Raw genomic sequence first — 23,861 nt, forward strand, 5'->3', positions numbered from 1 at the left:
AATGAAAGAAGAAGTTAGTGTGGTCAAAAGATTAAAAGATTATTTTGGAAAAGGAAAAACTAACCTTTCTAAACTTGGTTTCTTTATTTTGTTTAGCACATCGATATCATATGCGGTCCTCTTATGCATCCGCTTAGCGTTTAAGCCCATATTAAATACCACCCCAACAAATCACGTTATCCAGCTTGTTGTCATTATGTATGGAGCCATTTGGTTAGCCATTGTTTATTTTGAATTTAAGCAGCATGTCAGGCTATTTTTATTCAAAACTATACGTCGGAAACTGCTGCCGGCAGTGTTAATCTCAATCATCTTGGATTATGGATTTAATGATCAGAACAGACTATTTTCCGGGGGAGTTTGGTCTGATCTATATGATGTGAATGTAATAGCCATTTCTTTATATGCAATCATTTTGACGATCAAAAAGCTGCTTGCCAAAAAAGATGAGCCCGAGACTGATGCTGCAGACAAAGCACAGAAGTACCAATTTCATTCTAGTCCTTCATTAGGCATTGGTGGAACTGACAGCTTGGGTCGTGAGAAGTTTGCGAAAGATTTGGCAGCGATCCTCATAGATCGTATGGCTATTCCTACGGATCATGCTTTGACTATTGGGCTATATGGGCCATGGGGGTCAGGAAAATCCTCTATTATTGATTTGATTGAAAAGCAGCATATTAGTAAAGAGAAGATTATTCGTTTCCATCCTTGGTATATGGGGAAGGATCAAAATAATATCATTCCTGAGTTTTTAAAGCTGTTAATATCGCATCTGGAAAATCGTCAATCTAATTCCCAGCAAAAGCTTATTTATGGGTTAAAAAAGTATTTGAAATTTTTGACAACGATCAGCATAAGACCACCGGGGTTTATTGTGAATTTTAAAGATTATATGAGCAATCCTGAACTTTCCAAAGATTTTGAAGATGCTCAAGGCATGAGGGAACATATTATTGATTTGCTGAAAGCGGCTCGAATGCCTATGGTGGTTTTCATAGATGATATAGATCGTCTAGATAATAAGGAGATTCAAATCATCTTTAAATTAGTACGGCTTATAGCTGATTTTCCTAATATCACCTATGTTCTTGCTATGGATGAGAAGCACGTAGCGAAATCGTTATCCCAGCTCTATTCTAAAGACTATGAGGAAAAGGTAGGGCTTGAATATATTTCAAAGTTTATTCATGTGCCGCTTTACCTGCCAAGAGTTGATTCCTACCTGATGATTAAAGCTTTTCAAACGTCAATGATGAAAATAATAAACGATTATACAATTGAAGTTGAAAATGATTACATCGATTTTTTAGGGGGAATTGCTAATCACTTTCAGTTCACGCCAAGGAATATGGAGAGGGTTGCGAATATCGCGATGGTTCATATGCCCATGTTAAAAAAAGAAACGAACCCGAAGGATCTTCTAACCTTATTAGCGATTAAGATTGATAATCCTGAATTATTTGCGTTCATTTATAAAAACTCAAGCGTATTCCTAGGTGAGCAAAAAGATGAAGTCGTTCTCAAAGAGCAACGTGAGAAGCTATACATACAATTTCCGTCTTATATTTCCTTATTAAACAAGTTATTTCCCGCTCTCGGGAATTCAAGTGTAAATAAATTTTTGTCGAACAAAAATAAACTAATTTGCTCTTCTGTGCATTTCGATACTTATTTTCAATATGCTGTACCTTCTTTAAAGGTGTCCAACGAGCAGCTTCAGAAATTTTATACTGCGATTTTGGACAGCGATGACGAGGGGGGAACGGTATACGGGGAGCTAGTAACTGATTTGAATCGGGAAGAGTTTTTTCATCAATTGTGGCTGGATATAGCTCCAGAGCAGGTCGAGAAAAACATGAAAATATTAAAATTTGTTCTTGATCAGCATCAAGATCTCACGAAATTTAATAGGCAGATGACAATTTTTATAAATGAAATGTTTAAAGCATTGATAAAAGAAGATAGTGATAATGAAAAAGTTACGTCTATTTTATCAAACTACAAAGATGGTTTGTTGATTGCAGCACAATTAAATAATAATGGTATAAAAAAGGGTGAGTGGGCTCAAAAATATATTTTTGCTCATATGGACCTATCGGTGCTGCTCGAATATTCAGACGATGACGTTAAAAGTGCATTCAATTTGTGGGCGTTCAGTGAGGAAAATGATATTCAAAACATTCGGGCTATGGTAAGTGATTGGGTAAGTAAAAACGGGATATGGAAGATCGTTAGAATGAAAATGACCGATCCCCTTGAAGATTATAGTTTCGCATTTTACAATTATGCATCGTTACTATCCATTTTACCAGTAGAAGTAATAGAGGAAGCTGTGGAAAAAATAGGAGAAATTAGTTCGGAAGTAGAACTGAAATTGTTCTTAAGGACTGGCGATTTCAGAAAAGAACAGCTTGAATTAGCCTACATGCATAGTACATGCTATGCAAATACATTAAAACAGCTTACCCATAGTAAGGGTGAATCTTGGACTTATACATTTGTAAAAGCTGCTGAACTGCTCTGTAAATATGGGAGACCAGAGAACACTTTCAATATAAAAGAAGAGTTAAGTAAACATTATACACAGTAGAGTGATTGAATTTAAAAGAAGGCACACTAAGTAAGTCAAATAAGCATTATTTGTCATGTAAAAGTGTCCTGCAAGAAGGCCATTTATCAAGTAGCTTTCTTGCAGGACACAATCTATTATACAACTGAAATATTACATATTTATCTGTTCAAGAGGCTACAAATGCTTGCGATAATCCCGCGGCGAAAGGCGCGTGACTTTTTTGAACGTTTTGCCGAAGTGGGAGAAGTTGTCGAAGCCGGTGGCGGCGGCAATTTCCGTAATCGACTGGTCGGTTTCGCGCAGCAGGCGCTGGGCTTCTTTGATGCGGGTAATCGTCAAGTAGGTGGAGAAGGAGAAGCCGGTAATTTCCTTAAAGATGCGGCTTAAATAATAGGAGCTGATATAGAACTGCTCGGCAATGGCGCTCAGCCTAATCTCTTCGCTGAAGTGGTGATTAATGTAACGCACGATTTCGGTAATTTTTGCATGCATCGGCGTGGCATGGGAGAGCGGGACGAATTCGTGCTTTTGCAAATAACGGGCCGCATGCAGCAGCAGCTCGGTAACCGCGATTGGCGGATAAAGCTCATAGCCGGGAGGGCATTGCTGAATTTCCTCCAGCAGTCTGCGAATGAGCTGCTCCATCACCAGCTGTTCCTGGCGAGGCAGCCGCAGCACATGAATATGCTGCTCGAACGGCGACAGCAGCAGCTCGCGAAGCTCAGGCGTGAAGGTATCTGGGAAATGGTGATCGAAGTGGATGATGACCCGTTCATGCGAGGCTTCGCCAGCGTACAGCGTTTTGTGAACGACTTGGCGGGAAATGAAGATCAAGTCGCCCTGCTCCACCGGATAAGAACGGTCATGGACGAAATAAATCCGTTTGCCGCTGAGCAAATAATAAATTTCATAATAGTCATGAAAATGATCATTGGGCATTGTGAAGGGCTCGGAGCGCTTCATATATTCAATATACAAATCCGCTAAATTCCCATAATCAAAGGAAGCGGGCGTTTTTTCAATCATAGCCTTTAAAGCTCCTTTCGTATAAAACGCAAAATATGCGGCATATTTCGTGAATTAAGCACTATATGAGGAGAATTATAACACTTATATGCGATAAAATGAAAGCGTATTAAACAATCAAGGTGAAACGGCTGTCGCCGTCCTTTAGCGGCGCGGCGCGTTTCAGTCCGAGAAATATAAGCCTATTTATACGTGTGAAACTTATAAATTCTTATATTTCAAAAAAATCAGACAAAGGGTGAGCCGCAATGACACAAAAGAAAAAGTACGTATTGGTAGGAACGGGAGGAAGAGCTGAGTTTTTCTACGCTGCAATTGCAACCGATTTCAGAGATACGTCGGAGCTGCTTGCATTTTGTGATACGAACCAAACGAGACTTGACCATGCCAACCATCGTTTAACCGATAAATATAATTATCATTCCGTTAACACATATAAAGCAGAGCAATTCGAGGAAATGATCGAGATTGAGAAGCCGGATTCCGTTATTGTGACCAGCGTAGACCGCACGCATCATACGTATATTATTCGGGCGCTGGAGCTTGGCTGCGACGTCATTACCGAGAAGCCGATGACCGTAGATGAGAAGAAATGCCAAGATATTATTGATGCTGTTGAGCGCACAGGGAAAAATGTTCGCGTAACGTTCAACTACCGCTATGCGCCGCATCATACGAAAGCCAGAGAGCTGATCGAGAACGGCACAATTGGCAAAGTCAATTCGGTGCATTTTGAATGGCTGCTCAATACGCAGCATGGCGCGGATTATTTCCGTCGCTGGCACCGTGACAAGCGCAACAGCGGCGGCCTGCTTGTCCACAAATCGACGCATCACTTCGACTTGGTGAACTTCTGGATCGGCTCGCAGCCGGATACCGTCTTTGCTTTCGGCGATCTGCTGTTTTATGGTAAGGAAAATGCCGAAGAGCGTGGCGAAACGAAGTTTTACGACCGTGCAACAGGCCACCCCAATGCGAAGGAAGATCCGTTTGCGCTGCATATGGACAGCAATGAAAACCTCAAGGCAATGTATTTGGATGCCGAGCATGAAGACGGCTACCGCCGCGACCAAAGCGTATTCAGCGACGGCATTAACATCGAAGATACGATGGGCGTAATGGTACGCTACAAAAATAATGCGATTCTGACTTATTCGCTTAATGCTTATCTGCCATGGGAAGGCTACCGCATTGCGTTCAACGGCACGAAGGGCCGGATCGAGATGGAAATTGTCGAGCAATCCTATGTTAATTCCGGCGGTGAAAAATCGCAAGAGGGCGCGCTGAAAGGCAAGCGCATTATCGTTTATCCAATGTTTGGCGCTCCTTACAATGTGGAAGTGGAAGAAGGAATTGGCGGCCATGGCGGCGGCGATCCTGTACTGCTCAACGATATTTTTGGCACGCCAGTAGAGGATAAGTTCAATCGCGCGGCGAATCATGTAGACGGTGCCCGTTCGATTTTGACAGGTATTGCTGCTAATAAATCGATTCAGACGGGACTCGCTGTGAAGGTGGACGAACTAGTTAAATTCAGGAGGGACTAACTTGGCTAAGTTTCTGGACGACAATTTTTTGCTAGCAAATGAAACGGCGCGGGATTTGTACCATAACTATGCAAAGGACATGCCGATTATCGATTATCATTGCCATTTGAGCCCGCAGCAAATTTACGACAACATCAGCTTCTCGAATTTGTCGGAAGCTTGGCTGTATGGCGATCATTACAAGTGGCGGGCGATGCGCTCGAACGGAATTGAAGAAAAATATGTCACGGGTGGCGAAGGCGTCAGCGATTATGACCGCTTCCTCGCTTTTGCAAGGACGGTTCCGCAGGCGATTGGCAATCCGCTTTACCATTGGTCGCATCTGGAGCTGCAGCGCTTCTTCGGCGTCGATGAAGTGATTAATGAGCGCAATGCGCCGGCGATTTGGGAAAAAGTAAATGCGAAGCTGGCGGGAGAGGGCTTCAAGGCCCGCGATCTCATCGTAAACTCCAAGGTTGAGGTCGTCTGCACGACGGATGATCCTGCGGATTCGCTGGAATATCATTTGAAAATTAAGGAGCTGCCGGACTTTCCGGTAGCGGTGCTGCCTTCGTTCCGTCCAGATAAGGCGCTGGAAATTAACCGCGCTGGTTTCTTGGAATGGATCGCGAAGCTGGAGCAGGCCGCGGGCCAAAAGCTGGACAGCTATGAGGCGCTGTTAGCTGCGCTGGAAGCAAGAGTTTCCTTCTTCCACGAGGCAGGCTGCCGCGTTTCGGATCATGCCCTTGACTATGTGCCTTACGGAGAGACGACGAAGGATGAGGCAGCGGCGATTTTTGCTAGCGCTCTTGCCGGAAATCGTGTAAGCCTTGAGGATGAGAAAAAATACAAAACGTATACGCTTGTTTTCCTCGGAAAGCTGTATGCGAAGCATGACTGGGCGATGCAATTTCATATTAATGCCGCGCGCAACAATAATACGGCGATGTTTAATCGCCTTGGACCGGACACCGGCTATGATTCTATCGGTGACAGTCCGCTTGCGTATCCGCTCGTTAAGCTGCTTGATGAGCTGGCGAAGGATGAGGCGCTGCCGCGCACGATTTTGTATTCGCTTAATGCCATGGACAATGAAGTGCTTGGCTCGATTATCGGCAGCTTTCAAGGCGACGGCATCCCGGGCAAAATCCAGCTGGGCTCCGCTTGGTGGTTCAATGATACACGGGACGGCATGGTCGTACAAATGAAGGCGCTCGCGAACTTCGGTCTGCTGAGCCGTTTTGTCGGCATGCTGACCGATTCCCGCAGCTTCCTGTCTTATACCCGGCATGAGTATTTCCGCCGGATTTTGTGCAATTTGCTCGGCGAGTGGGTGGAGAACGGCGAAGTGCCGGATGACCGCGAGCTGCTGGGCGACATTGTCCGCAACATTAGCTACTACAATGCGAAAAACTATTTTAAATTTTAATCGTCAGGTTTAGCCGCATCGGCGTGCTGGAGTCTTCCATAGATTCCAGTACGCCGATTTTTTATTATAGAAGAGCATATTTCTAACAAATCGTTAACATTCATTGCGGCATGTGTGGGAGTTTTAGTCGAATTCATTCGTTTTTGCAGCTTGGCTGCTCAGATAAAGACGCTATACTAGAGGCGTTAACAGGACTTCTATACACAGGAGGAGAACGAATGATCATTAATCCAATACTGAAGGGCTTTAATCCCGATCCGTCTATTATTAGGGTTGAGGATGATTATTATATCGCCACATCGACGTTTGAATGGTTTCCCGGGGTGCAAATTCATCATTCGAAGGATCTCATCAACTGGCGGTTGCTAACGCACCCTTTAACCCGAGTATCGCAGCTGGATCTAAGAGGCAAGCCAAGCTCAGGTGGCATATGGGCACCGAATTTAACCTATGATAACGGCACCTTTTATTTGCTTATTACCGATGTAGTTGCTCGCAAGGGGCCATTTAAGGATCTTCATAATTATTTAGTAACTGCCAGCGATATTTTAGGCCCATGGTCGGAGCCGATCTATTTGAACAGCAGCGGCTTTGATCCCGCTATGCTGCATGATGACGACGGCCGCAAATGGCTGTTTAATATGAAATGGGATTTCCGTCCAGGAAAAAGCCACTTCGCAGGAATCGTGATGCAGGAGTTTTCCCCTGAGCAGGGAAAGCTTGTTGGCGAAGTTCGCCATGTATTCAGTGGCACGGACATCGGCTTGACGGAAGGGCCTAACGTGTACAAGAAGGATGGTTATTATTATATGCTTTGCGCCGAAGGCGGCACGGGTTATAACCATGCGGGAACGCTTGCCAGATCGCGAACAGTTGAAGGGCCGTATGAAGCCGACCCCCATTATCCCCTTCTGACAACCGTTAACGATCCTGAGCATCCGCTATTGAAGGCCGGACATGGCGCGCTTGTTGAGACGCAGCATGGCGACTGGTATATTGCTCATCTATGCGCGAGGCCATTGAAAGGGAGAATGCTCAGTCCACTTGGACGGGAAACCGCGCTGCAGAAGGTGGAATGGACCGATGAGGGCTGGCTGCGGCTTGCCGGCGGCGGACGATTGCCGCAGGTAGAGGTCAAGGCGGCTGGACTTAAGGAGCATCCTTTCGAGCCAGAAGCGGCTGTTGATCACTTCCATGCGCCGCAGCTGAATTTGCATTTCAGCACATTGAGGGTTCCGGCTGATGAGAGCTGGCTGAGCTTGAAGGAGCAGCCCGGATTTCTGCGGCTATACGGGCGGGAATCCCTTTATTCGCTGCATCAGCAAAGCTTGGTTGCCCGCAGGCTCCAGCATTATGACTGCGAGATCGAAACCTGCGTGCGGTTTGAGCCGGAACATTTTAACCAAATGGCTGGCTTGACGCTGTATTATGATGTGGACGATTATTTTTATTTGCGGATAAGCCGCGATGAGAAACTTGGCAAGCATATTGCGCTGGTGACTAGCAAGCAAGGGCATTATGAAGAGCCAGAGGGCGCAACCGTAGTGGCGGAAGGCTGGGAGAGCTGTTATTTGAAGGCGGTTATCCACGACGATGAGGTTCATTTCTATTGCTCGGAAGATGGTGAACAATGGATGGCCGTGGGCGAAAGGCTGGATTTAGGGCAGCTGTCGGATGAATATGAGGGCAAGCTTGGCTTTATGGGGACGCTGGCAGGGATGTGCGTGCAGGATTTAAACGGCACGAGGCTGCATGCAGACTTTGATTATTTCCGTTATGAGCCTTCATAAGACGATGAGAAAGAAGCCGACAGCTATTGGGCAGCTGTCGGCTTCTTCTTGTCGGCTAGGCGTTGGCCGCTACTTTCTGTACAGTTTTTAGTCCCAGCTTGCTCATGGCACGCTCCAGCAGCTCGAACATTTCGTCCGTTTCTGCTTCGGTTACCGTGAGTGCGGGGGTAATCCGTACCGTGGAAGCGTTAAGCGCATTAATAATCAATCCATCCTCCATGCAGCAAGCCGCAAGCTGTGGCGCTATGCCTTCCTGCACAGTGAAGGCGAGCAGCAAGCCTTTGCCGCGAATATCGGTGATCGCATACTCGCGGGACAACTCAACCAGCTTCTCTGTCATTAAATCACCCATCAGCTTCGCATTGGTGGCCAAATCCAGACGAATAATCTCCTCTACGACTGCCTGGCCTGCTGCCATCGCAAGCGGTCCACCCGTATATGTTCCACCTTGATCGCCAGGCTCAAAAAGATCGTGCTGCTTCATCGTTAGCGTCGCGGATAACGGAAAGCCGCCGCCAATTCCTTTCGCCAGCGTCATGACGTCTGGTTTAACGCCATAATGCTCATGGGCAAACATTTTTCCTGTCCGGCCAATACCGGTCTGAACCTCGTCGAAAATAAGCAAAATGCCATAAATATCGCATGCCTTGCGCAGCGCCTGCAGGTAAGGCACATCCACCGAATGGACGCCGCCCTCCCCTTGGACGAGCTCCAGCATAATGGCACAGGTACGGTCGTTTATCTCAGCGAAGCACGCGTCAAAATCATTAATAGGCACATGCTTGAAGCCTGGAACTTTAGGGGCATAAAGGCTTTCCCAATGCGCTTTGCCCGTTGCCGACATCATGGCGAGCGTTCTTCCATGGAAGCTGTTTGTCAAAGTAATAATTTCATAAGCGCCATTTAAATTTAGGGCGCCATGCTTGCGGGCGAGTTTAATCGCGGTTTCATTCGCTTCGGCGCCGCTGCTGGTGAAATAGGCTTTGTCAAAGCCGGACACGCTTGTCAGCAGCTCCGCGAACTCAACCATTGGTTTGTTATAGAAAGCGGGGCTTGCATGCACGAGCTGTCCCGCTTGCTTGGCAATGGCCTTCTGCAAAGCTTTAGGCGAATGTCCCAAGCTGGTGACCGCCCAGCCACTGCTGAAATCGAGGTATTTTTTACCTTCCGTATCCCATAAGTACATGCCTTCCCCGCGCTCCATCACGACCTCGGGTCTGCTTGCTGTGAACAGCACTGATTTTTTGGCCGCTGCCAGCAAGGCAGCTGTATCGTTATTTTTCAAATTAGGCATCGTCTAACCTCCGTATAAGTCTTGTTATGTATAAATATACACTTAAGTAAATAAAAATACAATACGCAGCTGCATATTTGCTGAGCGGTCCGTCACAAGACGGATATCGTGGGGTTGTTCTTCAAATAGTAACCAAATCATTAATATTTATAGTAGCGCAGACACAAGGAATACTCGTCTGAAGGTATTCGCTCCGGCGACTTCATGGTATTATCAGAAAACAGCAAAATATAAACAGAGCGTCAGCAGATTATACAAACGTGGGGGAGTTCAGGCAATGAACAATGTAAAGAGCTTTATCATGAAGCGGAAGCTGCTGCTGAAAATGATCTTTTCGTATGTAGCTGTCGGATTTATTCTCATTGGGGTATTTGCTTATGTCATTATCGATAAGGTTTCGGATAATTTGACGGAGGACGTCAACCAGTCGGTCATTCGGATGACCGAGCAGTCTTATAATACGGCTGATATTTTGCTTACCTCGACCTATAACTATTTTGCCAAAAACTATGACAACCAGGTCGTTTATAACGCGATGTATGGCGGTTCCTTCACTTATATAGAGATGAAGCAAATTAATACGCTGCTGTCCGAGATGAAGGAAGCGAACCCATTAATCGATTCGATTTATATTTACAACCTGAATAATGATAGCGTTTTCTCGTCGGAGAAGCCGATTACGCCAATTGCAGATTTTTATGATAAAAGGTTGACGGCGATGCTGAAGGAGAAGGATTTTTATAAAAAAGGCGTATTTATTCCGCGGAATGAAAAGTATACCGAGTTAGCAAAGTCTTATGAGAAGAACTGGATTACGATTGTTTATTCCCAATTCGCCCGCAATTCGATTATTGATGGCGCGCTTGTCGTAAATTTGGATCAACAGATGCTGCAGCAGCTGGCAACGAAGGGAAGCGGCAGCGGCAGCTCGATTCAATCGGTCATTATTAATGATAAGGGAACGGTCATTTCCCACAGCAATCCAAGCATGGTGAATAAAAATTTAAATGAGGAGCCTTATATTCGTACCATATTGGATTCTACAGCGGAAAGCGGCCAACTGAGCGATACGATTAATAATCAAAGCGTCTTCGTTTCTTATTTTAAGTCGGATCGTCTAGGCTGGAGCTTTATTGGCATTGCGGAAAATGAAAGCCTGCTGCTGAAGGTCAATCACTTAAAGCAGTTTATCGTCTGGATGACCGCTATTTTTGTCCTAATCGCCGCGGCCACGGCACTTTTTTCCATTCGCATGATTTATATGCCGCTCAATACGATTATGAAGCGGGTAGGCTCATCGCTGCAGGTTGGACTTAAAGATGGCTCCCAGCTTAATGAGTATGAGCTGCTGACGAAATCCTTTTCCTATTTGGAGGGGAAGGTAACGGATCTGCAGCTTGACGTATCGGGCTATCTGCCCGCCAAACGCAAGGAGGTGCTGCGCTCCGTTATTCAAGGAGGCTACACGGGCCTGGCAGGCGATAAAAAACTGACCGAGCTTGGGCTGAATTTGCACGCTGCGGATTCCTTCCAAATATGCGTCATTCGCCTCGATGAATATGATAAGCGGCTGCAGCAATTTGATTTGGCGGATATTTCCTTATTCAAATACGCGATCTCCAATATAGCGGAGGAAATTATAACGTCGCCGATGCAGCGCGAGGCTATGGACGATAATGACGATACGATCGTGCTGCTTCTGAGCTGGAAGGATGGCGAGCTAGGCGGTACTGCCGAGGTTGAGCAGCGGATGGCGGATATTCAGTCCAAGGTTGCGCAGTATTTGAAGCTGTCGGTTACGATTGCGATTGGGCCAGTTGTGCAAACGCTTAAGGCGATTCCGCTTTCTTGGAATCAGGCCTACCATTCGTCGCGCTATCGTCTGATTTGCGGCTATGGCACTATTATTGCCGAGCAAGGAGAGGCCGCTATCCATGCCGCTGCGGAGCATGATTATCCTTTAGCGCTGGAGAAGCATATTACCGATCAGATGAAGCTGGGGGATAAGGCGAAATTCCAGCAGGCGGTTGAGCAGTTTTTTGCGGAAATCCGCACCTATCAATATGATGAAATTATGCTGTATGTGTATCAATTGACGGTTATGGCGGTGCGCACCAGCAAAGGGATGGTCAGCGAAGCCGAGCTGCTGCAGAGCGGGATGCTGTCGCTTCCGGAAACGATTCAGAAGCAGGAGACGCTGGAGCATATGATAACGGAGTTTGCAGCGGCATGCAGGCGAGTGATGAGCCAGCGCGACCACAGCTCGTCGCAGACGAATGTGAAGGCGGTATCGCTTATTGAGGAGCAGGTGCGCTCAGGCTATGCCGATCCGAATTTGTCGGTAGAGGGCTTGGCGGAAGCCGTGGGATTATCGACAAACTATGCGAGAAAAGTGTTTAAAGATTTTACAGGCAAAACAATTTCGCAGTATATTGCCGATTTCCGCTTCGACAAGGCGAAGGAGCTGCTGCTGTCTACCGATTTATCTGCCGGAAAGGTCGGAGAGCTGGTCGGGATGACGAATACGAATTATTTTTATGCCTCATTCAAGAAGCATACGGGCAAATCGCCCGTTCATTATCGCAAGGCGTACATGCTGGACACGATGCTGAAGGATGTTAAGGAAGATGAAACAACACTGTGAAAGGTTCTATCATGCTGAGAAAAACGGCCGCTCCGCTGTAAGGGGCGGTTTTTTTTAATTCTAAGAAATTATAAGTTTCATCCTTATATCCGCTTATAATTCTAAGGCAAAGCTCTTCACACGTCCCAGAAGGACGACAAAGTCGTTTTTGCTTGTGCGAAAAAAGCAGCTTTTCAGTGAAAAAGTAACATTTTATAGCGTGTGCGAGCGATGAAATTGCGGATATCGGAACATCTTATTCTAGCTGGGCGCCTGCTGTTTCTGCCATGATGAGGGCACAAGAAAACGCAAGCAGCGTTAAGGAGGTCTACATGTGAGAGAAGCAGCATTACAAAAAACGGGCAGCAAAGCAGCCGGGCAGCAAAAGAAGGACTCCTTTTTTAGTGAACTTCATAAAAACGGCCTGCTTTACTTGCTTACATTGCCGGGACTGCTAGTCGTATTTATCTTCTCGTATTTGCCCATAGGCGGAATCGTCATTGCCTTCCAGGATTTTAATCCAAGGCTGGGACTGTTCAAAAGCGAATTTGTCGGCTTGAAAAATTTCAGCTTCTTCTTTGAATCCAGCGACACGATCAAGGTGATGGTGAACACGCTGTTTCTGAACACGCTGTTTATCGGAATTGGCACGCTCGCTTCCGTCGCTATCGCCATTATGCTCTCCGAGCTAGGCGGAAAATGGTTCAAGCGCATTACGCAAACGATTGTAACGCTGCCTTATTTTTTATCCTGGACCGTGATTTCGATGTTTATCGTGGCGCTGCTGTCCAGTGAAAATGGCTTCATCAATAAAATATTAGGCGCATTCGGCATCGCAGAAATTTCCTTCTTTAACGAAGCCGCCTATTGGCCAGCTATTCTTGTGCTGATCAAGCTTTGGCAGGGTGCAGGCTTTGGCTCAATTGTCTATATGGCGACGATATCTGGCATTAATCCGGATATTTATGAATCCGCTTCAATTGACGGAGCAGGCCGGTGGAAAAAAATAAGATTTATTACGCTTCCCCTGCTCAAGCCAACGATTATATTAATGCTGCTGCTTGCTATGGGCGGAATTTTCTATGGCGACTTCGGCATGATCTTCGCGATTGTCGGACGCAATCCGATTCTTTACCCCACAACAGACGTCATTGATACGTACGTATATCGGGCGCTCATGGATCTGGGAGATATGAGCATGGCGGCTTCCGTAGGTGTTTTCCAATCGATGGTTGGTTTTATTCTTGTGCTGACCGCGAATCAAATCGCCAGAAAGTTCAGCCCGGATTCCGCTTTATTTTAATAACTAAACTATATAAGTTGAATGAGAGAAAGCGATGGGGCAAGGGAGAAACGGAGAGAAAGGTTGGAACTGGAGAGAGCCACAGCTTTCCGAAGGAAAGCCACTTCGTAAGCATCGGCTTAGCGTCCGCCTAAAGTGTTCTGTAAGAACGCAGCTTAGTAAACATCAACTATTGTTTTCTTATTTCATCCTCCAAGAGGAATAGAATCAAGAAATTAGAAAACAACAGCGGCCGGAAGTCCAACCTTTTTCGTAGTGGCGACCAACGCCCCCATGCTAATCAATGGTTCAACTTAAATAGTCGATTCCCACAGGAGGTGCCTCACATGATCAAAGAAAGCGCAGCGGACCGCATAGTGAAGCTGTCCATTTATGTACTCATATCCCTATTCGCCCTCTATTGCATCGTGCCGTTTCTCATGGTTATCAGCAGCTCGATGACTACGGAGACGTCCTTGCTCCGCGATGGCTACGGTCTGTGGCCGAAGGAATTTTCGCTTAAGGCGTATGAGCTGATTTTTAAAGATGCAACGATTTATAAAGCGTATGGGGTCACGCTGTTTGTAACGATTGTCGGTACAGCGCTTGCGATGCTCGTTACGTGCGCCCTTGCTTATCCGCTGTCCATCAAGACGCTCAAATACCGCAATGGCATTAACTTCTACGTCTACTTTACGATGCTGTTCCATGGCGGGCTTGTCGCCAACTATTTGCTTATTACAAAATATTTAGGCATGGCAAACTCCAAATGGGTGCTCATTATTCCAGCGCTCGTAAGTCCCTGGAATATGTTCCTTATGCGCAACTTCTTCAAATCGATAGACGAGTCGCTTGCTGAATCAGCCAAAATCGATGGCGCAAACGATCTTTATATTTTATTCCGTATCATTTTGCCGATCTCGCTGCCTGCGATTGCAACGGTTGGCCTGTTCTATGCGCTGGCGTTCTGGAACAAATGGTTTGAGGCGATGCTCTATATTTCCAAGGAGGACTTGTTCCCGCTGCAATATTTAATTATGCGGATTATGAGCAATGTGGAGTTTGCCAATGCGATATCATCCAAGGTCAATATTCCCGGCTTTGCGACACCGACTTATACGACGCGGCTTGCGACGACGGTCGTCACGATTGGCCCGATTATTTTCCTCTATCCCTTCCTGCAAAAATATTTTGTCAAAGGCTTGATGGTAGGCGCCGTCAAAGGCTAGCTTGTGACTGGCTGAACTCGCTTTCAAAAGGCGATTTAGTATATACTTTACACACATAAAAGGGAGGAAAAAACATGAAACAGGTGTTTAAATCATTTTTCCTGATGCTGACCATCGTCGCTTTGGTTTCAGCTTGCTCGAACAACAGCGGTGGCACAAACACACCGGCCGCTTCCAGTGCAGCAGAGGGCGGAGGGGCTTCGACAAACACTGCTTTGAAACCGATTACTTTAAAGGTTATGCTGTTCGGCGACAAGCCGACGGATTTAGGCAGCGTGCTGACGGAGTTCGAGAACCGAACGAAGGATACGCTGAATACGAAGCTTGAGTTCGAATTTAACACAGGTGACGACCATAAACAGAAGATGAAGCTGAAAATGTCTACTGGCGAGCAGGTCGATTTGGCCTTCGACGCGCCATGGCAGAACCTGAGCCAGCATGTCAGCCAAGGGCTGTATACGGAGCTGGATAAATATTTTAACAATGACGATTACCCTGGCCTGAAAGCTGCATTCTCGGAGGAGTTTCTCGCCAGCAATAAAATAGATGGCCATATTTATGCCATTCCGCTTACGCAATATTACACCGATATTGAAGCTGTTATGGTTCGTAAAGACTTGCGTGAAAAATATGGCATGGACCCGATTGCAAGCTATGACGATTACAAGGTTTATTTGGACAATGTCAGAAAAAATGAAGGCAGCATGATCCCTCTGGCGCTTAAAGGAGCGCGCGGCTTCTTCAAAATGTTCGAGGTCGAAACGAATTCACAGACGTTCCGCGGAGCCAACTGGGCGGTCAATGGACTCGGCATTACGGGAACAGGCGCCGACTTCAACGTCGCGTTGTCCGAGGATGGCAAAACTGTCGTTGGCGTTACGACAATCGGCGATCCTGCGTCTGAATATGCGAGCTTCCCGGAGCCATTCAACAATCCAGACAATATCTATCAGGCTTATGACAAGTACGTTGCATTCAATCCCTATGTCCAGAAGGATTCACTTAGCGAGAAGGATGCCATCGCGCTGTTCAAGGCGGGAAAAGCCGCTTCGTTTGAAGGCACGATTAACGATATTCCAAGTGTTAGACAAGAGCTGCAGAAAGCGGTTCCTGGCGCAGACGTCGAGCCGTTCGTCTACTTGTCCTGCGCAGCAGACAAAAAAGCAGGCTGCATTCCTACCGATTACAAAGCATGGAACGATCTGGTCATTCCCATTACGGCACAGGACCCAGACCGCACGATGAAATTTATCGACTGGATTTTTTCCAGCCAGGAAAATCACGATCTGTTCGAGCTTGGCATCGAGGGAACCCACTGGAAAGCGGAAGGCGAGAAGCAATACAGCCTGACAGAAGGCTCAACGAATTACATTTTCCCTAAATACGAATTGACTTGGAATCCGATCCTGTCCCGCGTAGGCTCAGATAATGATGCGCTTACGCTCGACTACTTGAATTATCAAGGCAGCAATGACAGCTATTTCCGTATCCCGCTGTCGGGCTTTACCTTTAATTCCGATTCGGTCAAAACAGAAATTGCCAAAGTGCAGCCAAAGTTCGACCAAGCGGTGCAAATTTTCAGGCACGGGCTTGATCCGAACTGGAAGCAATCCGCCGAGAAATTGAACAAGGAGCTTCGCGCACTCGGACTGGATACCATCCGTGAAGAGCTCAAGAAGCAAATGCAGGCTTATCTCGACAATGGCGGTATCTAATAGAAAGCAGAGCTAGCAGTCGTTGGCTGTATCACCAAGGCTAGCATAACCGTCTATTCATAAATGAAAGAGTCCCCCTCGTGATCGGCTGGTCACGAAGGGGACTTCTTCTTGTTATTAGATGGAGAGCTTCAGCAGAAGGGAGGCATGGGGAGCAAGCTGATAGGAAAGCGAATCCGCGCAGCTTCCTAGATCCTGCTGTTGCCATACATCCCGTACGCTGCGCGTACCGTTAAGCCCAAGCTGGTTTAGCGATACCGATACGACAGCCGCTTCATCGCCTGCATTGAACAGAGCAACAAAGGTGTGGCCGTCGCCTTCAGCGGAGCCTGCGGTCCATACGATGCGGTCTGCGCTATCGCGGTAAACTTGGCGGGCATCGCGGCTGTTTTGGTGCAGCGCGAGCACTTCCTTGTTCGTGAGCAGCGACAGCGTCCATTCGTCATTATCGTTCATTTCCCCGCCGAACATGAGCGGTGAGCGGAAAATAGACCATAGCGACATCATCGTTACCTGCTCGTCGCGGGTAAAGCGCGTCCAGCGGTCAGCGCCGCCGCCGTCAACGGAGCGAATGCCAAGATGGCCGAGCGGCAGCATATCGCAATCCGGCCAGTGGCCGGGGCCGACATGGGGAGCCCATTTTTCACAACGCTCGAACATTTCGTACAGCAGATGCCATAAATCCCAATAGTCGTCCGTAATCCGCCACATATTGGCGCCAGCTGTCAGCTCCTCAGCGTGCTCGACTGGAGCCGGGCCAGGGGAGAGACTGAGCACCATCGGACGTCCGCAACCATCAATCGCCTGGCGAATCATGCTGATTTCATCAGCCCGGATGCCATACAGCCTCGAAGCAGCGATATCATCGACTTTTACAAAATCTACGCCCCATGAAGCATACAGCTCAAACAGCGAGTTGTAATACTGCTGGGCGCCATCCTTGTTCGTATTGACGCCATACATGTCGGTATTCCACGGACAAATGCTGCCGTCACCGGCTTGTGAAATCGAGCGGGCAGTTGCGTCGGTGCCGAGAATTTTCGTGTCGGCATGGGCGGCTTGGCGCGGAATGCCCCGCATAATATGAATGCCGAATTTCAGTCCAAGACTGTGTACATATTCGGCAAGCGGTTTAAAGCCTTGTCCCTCCGCAGCGGATGGGAACCGGTTAACGGCGGGCAGCAAGCGGGAATATTCGTCCATTTCCAGCGGCACGAAAGGGCGGTACGAGGAGGAATAGGCTCCGGGCTCATACCACTGAATATCCACCACGACATATTCCCAGCCAAAAGGCTTCAAATGCTCCGCCATATAACGAGCATTGGCCCGTACTTCCTCTTCCTTCACACTTGCGCCATAACAATCCCAGCTATTCCAGCCCATCGGCGGCGTAACAGCCAGTTCGTGATGCTTCAACATCGATATCGTCCCCTTCGTCGCTTATATTGCGGTTCTATTCTTCCATGGTAAGCGAGAGAACGATAGGTTTCCAGCATAAAGTATTGCGTATCCATGTAAAATATTGCGGTTTCAGTCGAACATAAACCGCCACGTGGCCGGCAGCTCCTGCGCTTCGCGAAACTCGCTGGGCGGGAAGCCCGTCCAGCTGCGGAACACCTTGCTGAAATAGCTGCCGCTCGTGTAGCCGACCGCAAGCGCAACCTCATGAACAGACAGGGGCGATTGCCGAAGCAGCTGGGTAGCCTTCTCCATGCGCAGCCGCGTCATATAGGCGAGCAGCGTCATGCCGGTCGCTTCGGCAAAGGTGCGTGTCAGATGGTATTTCGACGATCCGGCGGCAGCCGCAATTTCATCGAGGCTTTCCGGCCTAGTATAATGCTGCTCCATATATGCAGCCGCCCGCTGCACCTTATCGGGCCAGCTGCTGCGCTGCCTGCGCTCGGCAGAACGGCTGCGGCTCAGCTCCATCATAAACTGATACACAAGCGAGGAAGCTTGATGAACATCTTCAATCCGGCCATGCTTGGCCTCGGCATAAATGAGCTGGAGCATGCGAATAACCGGAGAATCCAGCGGAAAAGTCGGGAGCGGGCCAAGCGAATCTAACATAGCTGACCATAGCTCGCCAAGATGCTGCTGCCGGAACAGCACAAAATAAAACTCCCATGGGGTGCCGTTCTCGTCGTCATTTCCGCCGTCACCAATGCTGCCATTTCCATTATCCCGTGCAAAATAGCGATGCTTCCCCGGAATTTCCACCATAAAGGCCGTTCCTGCCGGGACGGAGAATCGCTGTTCATCCAGCTCCAGCTGGCCGCAGCCTGAAACGGTATATTGAAATAAATAAAGCGGCCCGTCCGTTCGCTTCATGCCGTCCCATTCATACAGAAGGCTGTCCATTTTCTCATAGCCAGTCGCATAGAGCTGGTAGATAGGCTGTACGGCGGGCTCCTGAAAGCGGTAGCCGAATACGCCATATTTTTCACTGGAGCTTATAATTGCGCACCTTCTTTTTTTAGTTCCATTATAAAGAAAGCAGCCAGAGGATGACAGTCCCGCATTAAAAAATGAAATGGGCTGCATCGTTGCGCCTATGCGCAGATGCAGCCCATTTCATAAATTTGCTATAATAGCAAGCGTAAACGGCTCAAGCCGTCCACTGGCGGCAAAGCTTTCGTTTCGAGGGCGAAATATAAGCCCATTATAAGTGTGAAGCTTATAAATGCTTATATTTGCCCTAATACGTAGTAGAGAGGATAGTGGAAGGATGAATAAGCAGCAAGCAGGAGAAGCCGGAAACAACAAAGAAACAGCGAAGCGTCCGCTTATTATTGGGCATCGGGGAGCAGCGGGCGAAGCCCCGGAAAATACGCTCGCATCCTTTCAATTAGCTGCCGATCAAGGCTGTGATATGGTCGAGCTGGACATTCATCTTTCAGCTGATAATAAGCTGGTCGTCTGCCATGATGCGACGCTGGATCGGACGACGACGCAGACTGGCCTGATCCGCAGCATGAATTATGAGGCGATCAGCAAGGCGGATGCGGGCAGCAAATTTGCCGCAGCATTTAGCGGGGAACGGGCACCGCTGCTGGAGGAGGTTTATGCGCTGCTTCCAAAGCCTATTGAAATTAATGTAGAAGCGAAGGACTCCTATAACGGCGCGCTGGATGAAGCGCTGGACGCTTTTTTGCAGGAGCCTGGACGCATGGAGCGCACGATTGTTTCCTCCTTCGATCATAAACTGCTGGCACGGCTGAAAGCGCGGATGCCGGAGCTGCGGATCGGTCTGCTTTATGGGGCGGCATTAATTGCGCCAGCAGCTTATGCCGGGCTGATGGGCTGCGAAGTATTTTCGCTGCATCCGCATTACAGCAGCATTGACGCCGAGGATACGGCGGAAGCCGCAAAGGCCAATATCGCTGTCTATCCTTATACCGTGAATGAAGAGCAAGATTTTCTAGCCTTGCTAGACAAGCAGGTGGACGGCATTATTACGGATTTTCCCGGCCGCTTAAAGCAGCTGCTGGATAGGAGCTAGGGAAGATGGCGATTCCTTTTGTGGTAGAATAAGGATATCTACTAGGAGGAAGAGGTGGCGCATGATGGAGGAGAATAAGGAAAGAGAGCTGGATGAAATTAAGCTGCGGCTGGAGAAGTTAGAGCAGGAGCACGGAAAACGGCAAAGCTTGCCTGGCGGACTGAAATTCGCTATAGGTTTTGTTGTTGTTATGTTTTTGATGTTGATGTCTATTGGTGTCGTTCAATTTATTTCGGCAAAATAATAAAAGCAGGTTGAAAATGCAGCGGGAGGACCGTGCACTTATGATTTTGGAAGTTGCTATTTTACAGGTCAAGGCAGGGCTCGCAGATTCGTTCGAGGCCAGCTTCAAGGAAGCTTCGCAAATCATTTCCAGCATGAAAGGCTACGTGCATCATGAGCTGCAGCGCTGCCTGGAGGAGCAAAATAAATACCTGCTGCTCGTGAAATGGGAGACGCTGGAGGATCATACAGAGGGTTTCCGCGGTTCCGCAGAATATCAGGAGTGGAAGCGGCTGCTGCATCATTATTATGATCCGTTTCCGGTCGTGGAGCATTACACGAGCATCGAGCTGTAGGATGAGCAAGCTATTATTTATATGCAGCCGGAACAAATGGCGCAGCTTGACAGCTGAAACGGTGCTGAATGGTGTAGATGGACATGAGGTGCGTTCTGCCGGAACAGAGCCGCAGGCTAGAGTGCGAGTGACCGAAGGCCACCTCGGCTGGGCTGACGTTATTTTTGTCATGGAGAAAAAGCATTTGCGCCGTATGCAGGAGAAGTTTCCCCATGCGATAAGCGAGAAGCGGGTCATTTGCCTGCACATTCCCGATGAATACGAATATATGAATGCCGATCTTATACAACTGCTGCAAGCTGCCGTTATAGAATATATGCCTGATTAATAATGGCATAAAAGGAAAATTCATAAAAAATGAAAGGAGGAACTTCAGCATGCTGGTCAAAAGCTTGCGCGTGCTGCTCATGGTCGCGCTGCTTACTGCAATTGCTGTGCAGCCGCTTGCGGCAGCTGCGAAGACGGTGACGATTAAGGTCACCTTCGTTAGTGAGGATTTGGTGTCGAACGATTCTGTGGGGAATGAGTGGGAGACGCAGGTTTTGATCAATGGAAAGGCCGTAGCCGCTGGAGACAGCATCAAGCTGACGCTAAAGCCAAGCGAGCTCGTGAAGCTGGAGGCAACAGCAATCGAGCAGGACAAAATTCCGGATGTCGGCACAGCCAATAAGTCTTTCAAGGCTTCAACGGTGACGTCGGGCAAGAAGCATACGCTTGATGTAAAGGTCGTGGAAAACAGAGGCCGATACTCCGGCAACGCTGCTAAATGGAAGTTTGTTTTTCAAGTGGAGAAGGCGTAAGCAAGGAAATGCAGAGGTAGAAGGCGGGGCTATGGGGCTCCGCCTTTTTTCTTGGCTGGATAGGTAACTAGAGTTGGCATGCTGCTCCTTGCGTAACTCTTATTCGAGGCAAGTCTCATCTTATCGTTTCGAGGGTGGGAACCGCAGCATGCGATTTTGGCTGAGAGCTCCGTGGCAAAGGTCATTGTTACTGAGAGCGCGCAGCTCGAGAATGCTCACTGTTTTTTTGAGGACTGAGGTTCCGCTATTTTGGCTTTTTATTCGATTTCAGGCCGTAAGCGGACAGGAAATCCGTTATGGCCCTCCTTATCCCATCAAAATGGCTTTTGGCAGCACATTAGCTGCTCCTGAGTCCGCAGACAGTGCCTAAACCCGTGATTTTGTGGAAATAGCGGCTGCTGTGTCCACCAAGTCTATCTTTGTGTCTTTGTACTCGAAGCAAGCCCCTGAAACAGGGAGCACGACCCTGCCTTCCATTCACCTCTTATTTCGTAAGTGATTGCAAGCGGTGGCCCAATAATTTCTTGCGAATTTCGACATATTCGTTTAAAATTTTCAACATACATAGTACTTGAAGCATGTTAGATTTGGGTAGCGGACTAGTAAAAAAGGCTGGGTTTGATGCGGGAGGAAGAGGATCGGATGATCGGATTTTTCAGGAAACGTTTAGTGGCACGCATTGTTGCGGTAGTTACGCTAGTCATTGTTATTATCTCTGCCGGCAGCGTATTGCTGCAGCTGGCGAACATGAAGTCAGCTGCACAGGAGGCCATTTCCAGCTATAACATCCAGATTGCTCAGAGCTACGTCAACCAGCTGGATACAGCTGCTTATGCTGAGTTTGCCAAAGAACCGAAGGAAAATGATTTATTTTTGACCATACGTGATGAGCTTGATGATTTTCGCGTGCGCATCGGCGCCATGTATGTGTATTTCGTGAAAATCGATGACAAGGGCACGCCGCTTATTATGGTGGACGGCATGAAGGATGCGGATAAGGCATCACCGATTAATGAAGTGACCGATATGCCGGGCGATGCGGTTCAGAAACTGCTGCAAGGAAGCACAGCAAGCTCGCCGATTATTGACAATGAGGAGTACGGCAAATATATTTCCTCGTACGCTCCCTTATTGGACAGCAGCGGCGCATTGATTGGCGTCATTGGCATTGATACGGCTGTATCCGTTGTTAGCGATATTGAATCGGATATTATTAAGTCGAGCATTCCCTTTTATGTCCTGCTGCTGTTCATTACGGTTGCGGCCATTGCGATCGTATTGCGCTTTGTCGTAAAGGGGCTCAGACCGCTTAAAGTATTGAAGGCCAGTGTCGATAAAATGGCGCATGGCGAGCTGGCGCAGGCCAATCAGATTTTGACGGCGTACCATCTCAGAAGCGAGGACGAAATCGGCAGTACGTTTAAAGCGATGATTCACATGTCCGGCAACTTGAATAAAATCATTAGCGATATGGTTGCAGGTGTTGCGGCAACGACGAATATTTTAGTTGATTCGACAGAGCAATTCAGTCGCAATGCGGAGGAGATGCTGGTCATGAGCAAGACGGTTGACCATTCCGTCCAGCATATCCGGCAGGGCGCACATACGCAGAAGCAAGGCGCAAGCGACAGCGCGAATGCGATGGAGGAAATCGCTAAAGGAATCACCAGCGTATCCGAGTCTTCGACCGCCGTTTCGGATGCGGCGACAAGCGCGCTGGCCACAGCGCAATCTGGCAAAGAAAGCATGACCCAGATGAAAAATCAGATGGAGAACATTTCCGCGGTAGCCGGAGATGTCGCTGCAATGGTCGATGTGCTTAGCGGCTACTCGCAGGAAATAGGCGGGGCGCTGCAAGCGGTACGGGATTTTGCTACCCAGACGAAGCTGCTGGCGCTGAATGCTTCGATTGAAGCAGCCCATGCAGGCGAGCATGGCAAAGGCTTCGCTGTTGTAGCCGATGAAGTGCGGAAGCTGGCGGAGGCTTCAAGCTTATCGGTGCAGATGATATCGGATTTGCTGCTTGGCATTCAGCAGGAATCCCAGCACATCGGCACGAAGATGGGCGTTACCGCCAAAGAGATTGGCCAGGGCGTAGCGATTACGGCGGAAGCGGAGCAAGCTTTTACCCATGTGGTGGACGCCTTCCGCACCGTGACGCAGCGCATTCAAGAGGTATCCGCATCGGCGGAGGAGATGACAGCAGGGTCTGAGGAGGCTGCGGCGTCCGTCCATGCGATTGCGCATATTGCATCGGGCGTTTCGGAACGCTCTGATGAGATTTACCGCTTGACCAGCGAGCAGTCGGTCATGTTCCAGAAGGTGGCGCAAACGTCGAGTCTGCTTCGGCAGCAGACGCATGAGATGAGCGAAGCCGTGAAAAAGGTTAACGTATAAGGCAATCGAATAAGAGCGGGGCGCATGCGGCGTCCCGCTTATTTTTTAATATAAGCATTTATAAGTTTCATCCTTATAATGGGCTTATATTTCTC

The 23,861-nt window shown here is 48.1% G+C and carries 18 protein-coding genes; 14 read left to right on the plus strand and 4 right to left on the minus strand.

Annotated features, from left to right (window positions below):
- The first annotated feature begins 1 nt into the window (after position 1).
- Positions 2-2,593 carry a KAP family P-loop NTPase fold protein gene (locus ASF12_RS31850; protein ID WP_162241955.1) on the plus strand — a complete coding sequence of 864 codons (2,592 nt, stop codon included), beginning with the start codon at positions 2-4 and terminating at the stop codon, positions 2,591-2,593.
- Positions 2,594-2,749: 156 nt separating this feature from the next.
- Here the strand turns inward: ASF12_RS31850 and ASF12_RS31855 are convergent, their stop codons facing one another.
- Positions 2,750-3,601, minus strand: coding sequence for an AraC family transcriptional regulator (locus ASF12_RS31855; protein ID WP_056043291.1), 852 nt, complete (start codon positions 3,599-3,601; stop codon positions 2,750-2,752).
- A gap of 248 nt (positions 3,602-3,849) precedes the next feature.
- Here ASF12_RS31855 and ASF12_RS31860 point away from each other — a divergent pair, with 248 nt between their 5' ends.
- The 3 genes from ASF12_RS31860 (at position 3,850) to ASF12_RS31870 (ending at position 8,346) form a co-directional block, all read left to right on the plus strand.
- Positions 3,850-5,148: a Gfo/Idh/MocA family oxidoreductase gene (locus ASF12_RS31860; protein ID WP_056043293.1), complete on the plus strand. Its 1,299-nt coding sequence runs from the start codon at positions 3,850-3,852 to the stop codon at positions 5,146-5,148.
- 1 nt (position 5,149) lies between these two features.
- Positions 5,150-6,556 carry a glucuronate isomerase gene (uxaC, locus tag ASF12_RS31865; protein WP_056043296.1) on the plus strand — a complete coding sequence of 469 codons (1,407 nt, stop codon included), beginning with the start codon at positions 5,150-5,152 and terminating at the stop codon, positions 6,554-6,556.
- A 218-nt stretch (positions 6,557-6,774) separates the two neighbouring features.
- The gene (locus tag ASF12_RS31870) at positions 6,775-8,346 is read left to right on the plus strand and encodes a glycoside hydrolase family 43 protein (RefSeq protein WP_056043300.1); all 1,572 of its coding nucleotides are present in this window, start codon (positions 6,775-6,777) and stop codon (positions 8,344-8,346) included.
- Between the two features lie 55 nt (positions 8,347-8,401).
- Here ASF12_RS31870 and ASF12_RS31875 read toward each other — a convergent pair whose 3' ends face one another.
- Positions 8,402-9,640 (minus strand): aspartate aminotransferase family protein, encoded by a 1,239-nt coding sequence (locus ASF12_RS31875; protein ID WP_056043302.1) that lies wholly within the window; start codon positions 9,638-9,640, stop codon positions 8,402-8,404.
- A 277-nt stretch (positions 9,641-9,917) separates the two neighbouring features.
- On the opposite strand from ASF12_RS31875, the gene ASF12_RS31880 reads away from it, so the two are divergent.
- From ASF12_RS31880 to ASF12_RS31895, 4 genes are all read left to right on the plus strand, one after another.
- Positions 9,918-12,284 carry a helix-turn-helix domain-containing protein gene (locus tag ASF12_RS31880; protein WP_056043305.1) on the plus strand — a complete coding sequence of 789 codons (2,367 nt, stop codon included), beginning with the start codon at positions 9,918-9,920 and terminating at the stop codon, positions 12,282-12,284.
- 313 nt (positions 12,285-12,597) lie between these two features.
- A complete protein-coding gene (locus ASF12_RS31885) occupies positions 12,598-13,566 on the plus strand; it encodes an ABC transporter permease (protein ID WP_056043308.1) in 969 nt (322 codons plus the stop codon).
- 326 nt (positions 13,567-13,892) lie between these two features.
- Entirely contained in the window at positions 13,893-14,774 is an 882-nt protein-coding gene (locus ASF12_RS31890) for a carbohydrate ABC transporter permease (protein WP_056043311.1), read from the plus strand.
- A gap of 74 nt (positions 14,775-14,848) precedes the next feature.
- Positions 14,849-16,489 (plus strand): ABC transporter substrate-binding protein, encoded by a 1,641-nt coding sequence (locus tag ASF12_RS31895; protein ID WP_056043314.1) that lies wholly within the window; start codon positions 14,849-14,851, stop codon positions 16,487-16,489.
- Positions 16,490-16,606: 117 nt separating this feature from the next.
- Here ASF12_RS31895 and ASF12_RS31900 read toward each other — a convergent pair whose 3' ends face one another.
- Complete coding sequence (locus ASF12_RS31900; protein WP_056044025.1) at positions 16,607-17,905, minus strand: glycoside hydrolase family 27 protein; 1,299 nt, start codon at positions 17,903-17,905, stop codon at positions 16,607-16,609.
- A 114-nt stretch (positions 17,906-18,019) separates the two neighbouring features.
- Entirely contained in the window at positions 18,020-19,033 is a 1,014-nt protein-coding gene (locus ASF12_RS31905; RefSeq protein ID WP_056043317.1) for a helix-turn-helix domain-containing protein, read from the minus strand.
- Positions 19,034-19,217: 184 nt separating this feature from the next.
- On the opposite strand from ASF12_RS31905, the gene ASF12_RS31910 reads away from it, so the two are divergent.
- From ASF12_RS31910 to ASF12_RS31935, 6 genes are all read left to right on the plus strand, one after another.
- Positions 19,218-19,991: a glycerophosphodiester phosphodiesterase gene (locus tag ASF12_RS31910; protein ID WP_056043322.1), complete on the plus strand. Its 774-nt coding sequence runs from the start codon at positions 19,218-19,220 to the stop codon at positions 19,989-19,991.
- A gap of 61 nt (positions 19,992-20,052) precedes the next feature.
- Complete coding sequence (locus ASF12_RS31915) at positions 20,053-20,235, plus strand: hypothetical protein (protein WP_056043325.1); 183 nt, start codon at positions 20,053-20,055, stop codon at positions 20,233-20,235.
- A 40-nt stretch (positions 20,236-20,275) separates the two neighbouring features.
- Positions 20,276-20,569, plus strand: a complete 294-nt coding sequence (locus ASF12_RS31920) for an antibiotic biosynthesis monooxygenase family protein (RefSeq protein ID WP_056043328.1) — start codon at positions 20,276-20,278, stop codon at positions 20,567-20,569.
- 1 nt (position 20,570) lies between these two features.
- Positions 20,571-20,897, plus strand: a complete 327-nt coding sequence (locus ASF12_RS31925; protein WP_155973638.1) for a low molecular weight protein tyrosine phosphatase family protein — start codon at positions 20,571-20,573, stop codon at positions 20,895-20,897.
- A gap of 49 nt (positions 20,898-20,946) precedes the next feature.
- A complete protein-coding gene (locus ASF12_RS31930; RefSeq protein ID WP_056043334.1) occupies positions 20,947-21,369 on the plus strand; it encodes a hypothetical protein in 423 nt (140 codons plus the stop codon).
- A gap of 642 nt (positions 21,370-22,011) precedes the next feature.
- Positions 22,012-23,766, plus strand: coding sequence for a methyl-accepting chemotaxis protein (locus tag ASF12_RS31935; protein WP_056044028.1), 1,755 nt, complete (start codon positions 22,012-22,014; stop codon positions 23,764-23,766).
- The last annotated feature ends 95 nt before the right edge of the window (positions 23,767-23,861 follow it).

The sequence above is a fragment of the Paenibacillus sp. Leaf72 genome (genome assembly GCF_001422685.1).
In the GTDB taxonomy this organism is placed as follows: Bacteria; Bacillota; Bacilli; order Paenibacillales; family Paenibacillaceae; genus Pristimantibacillus.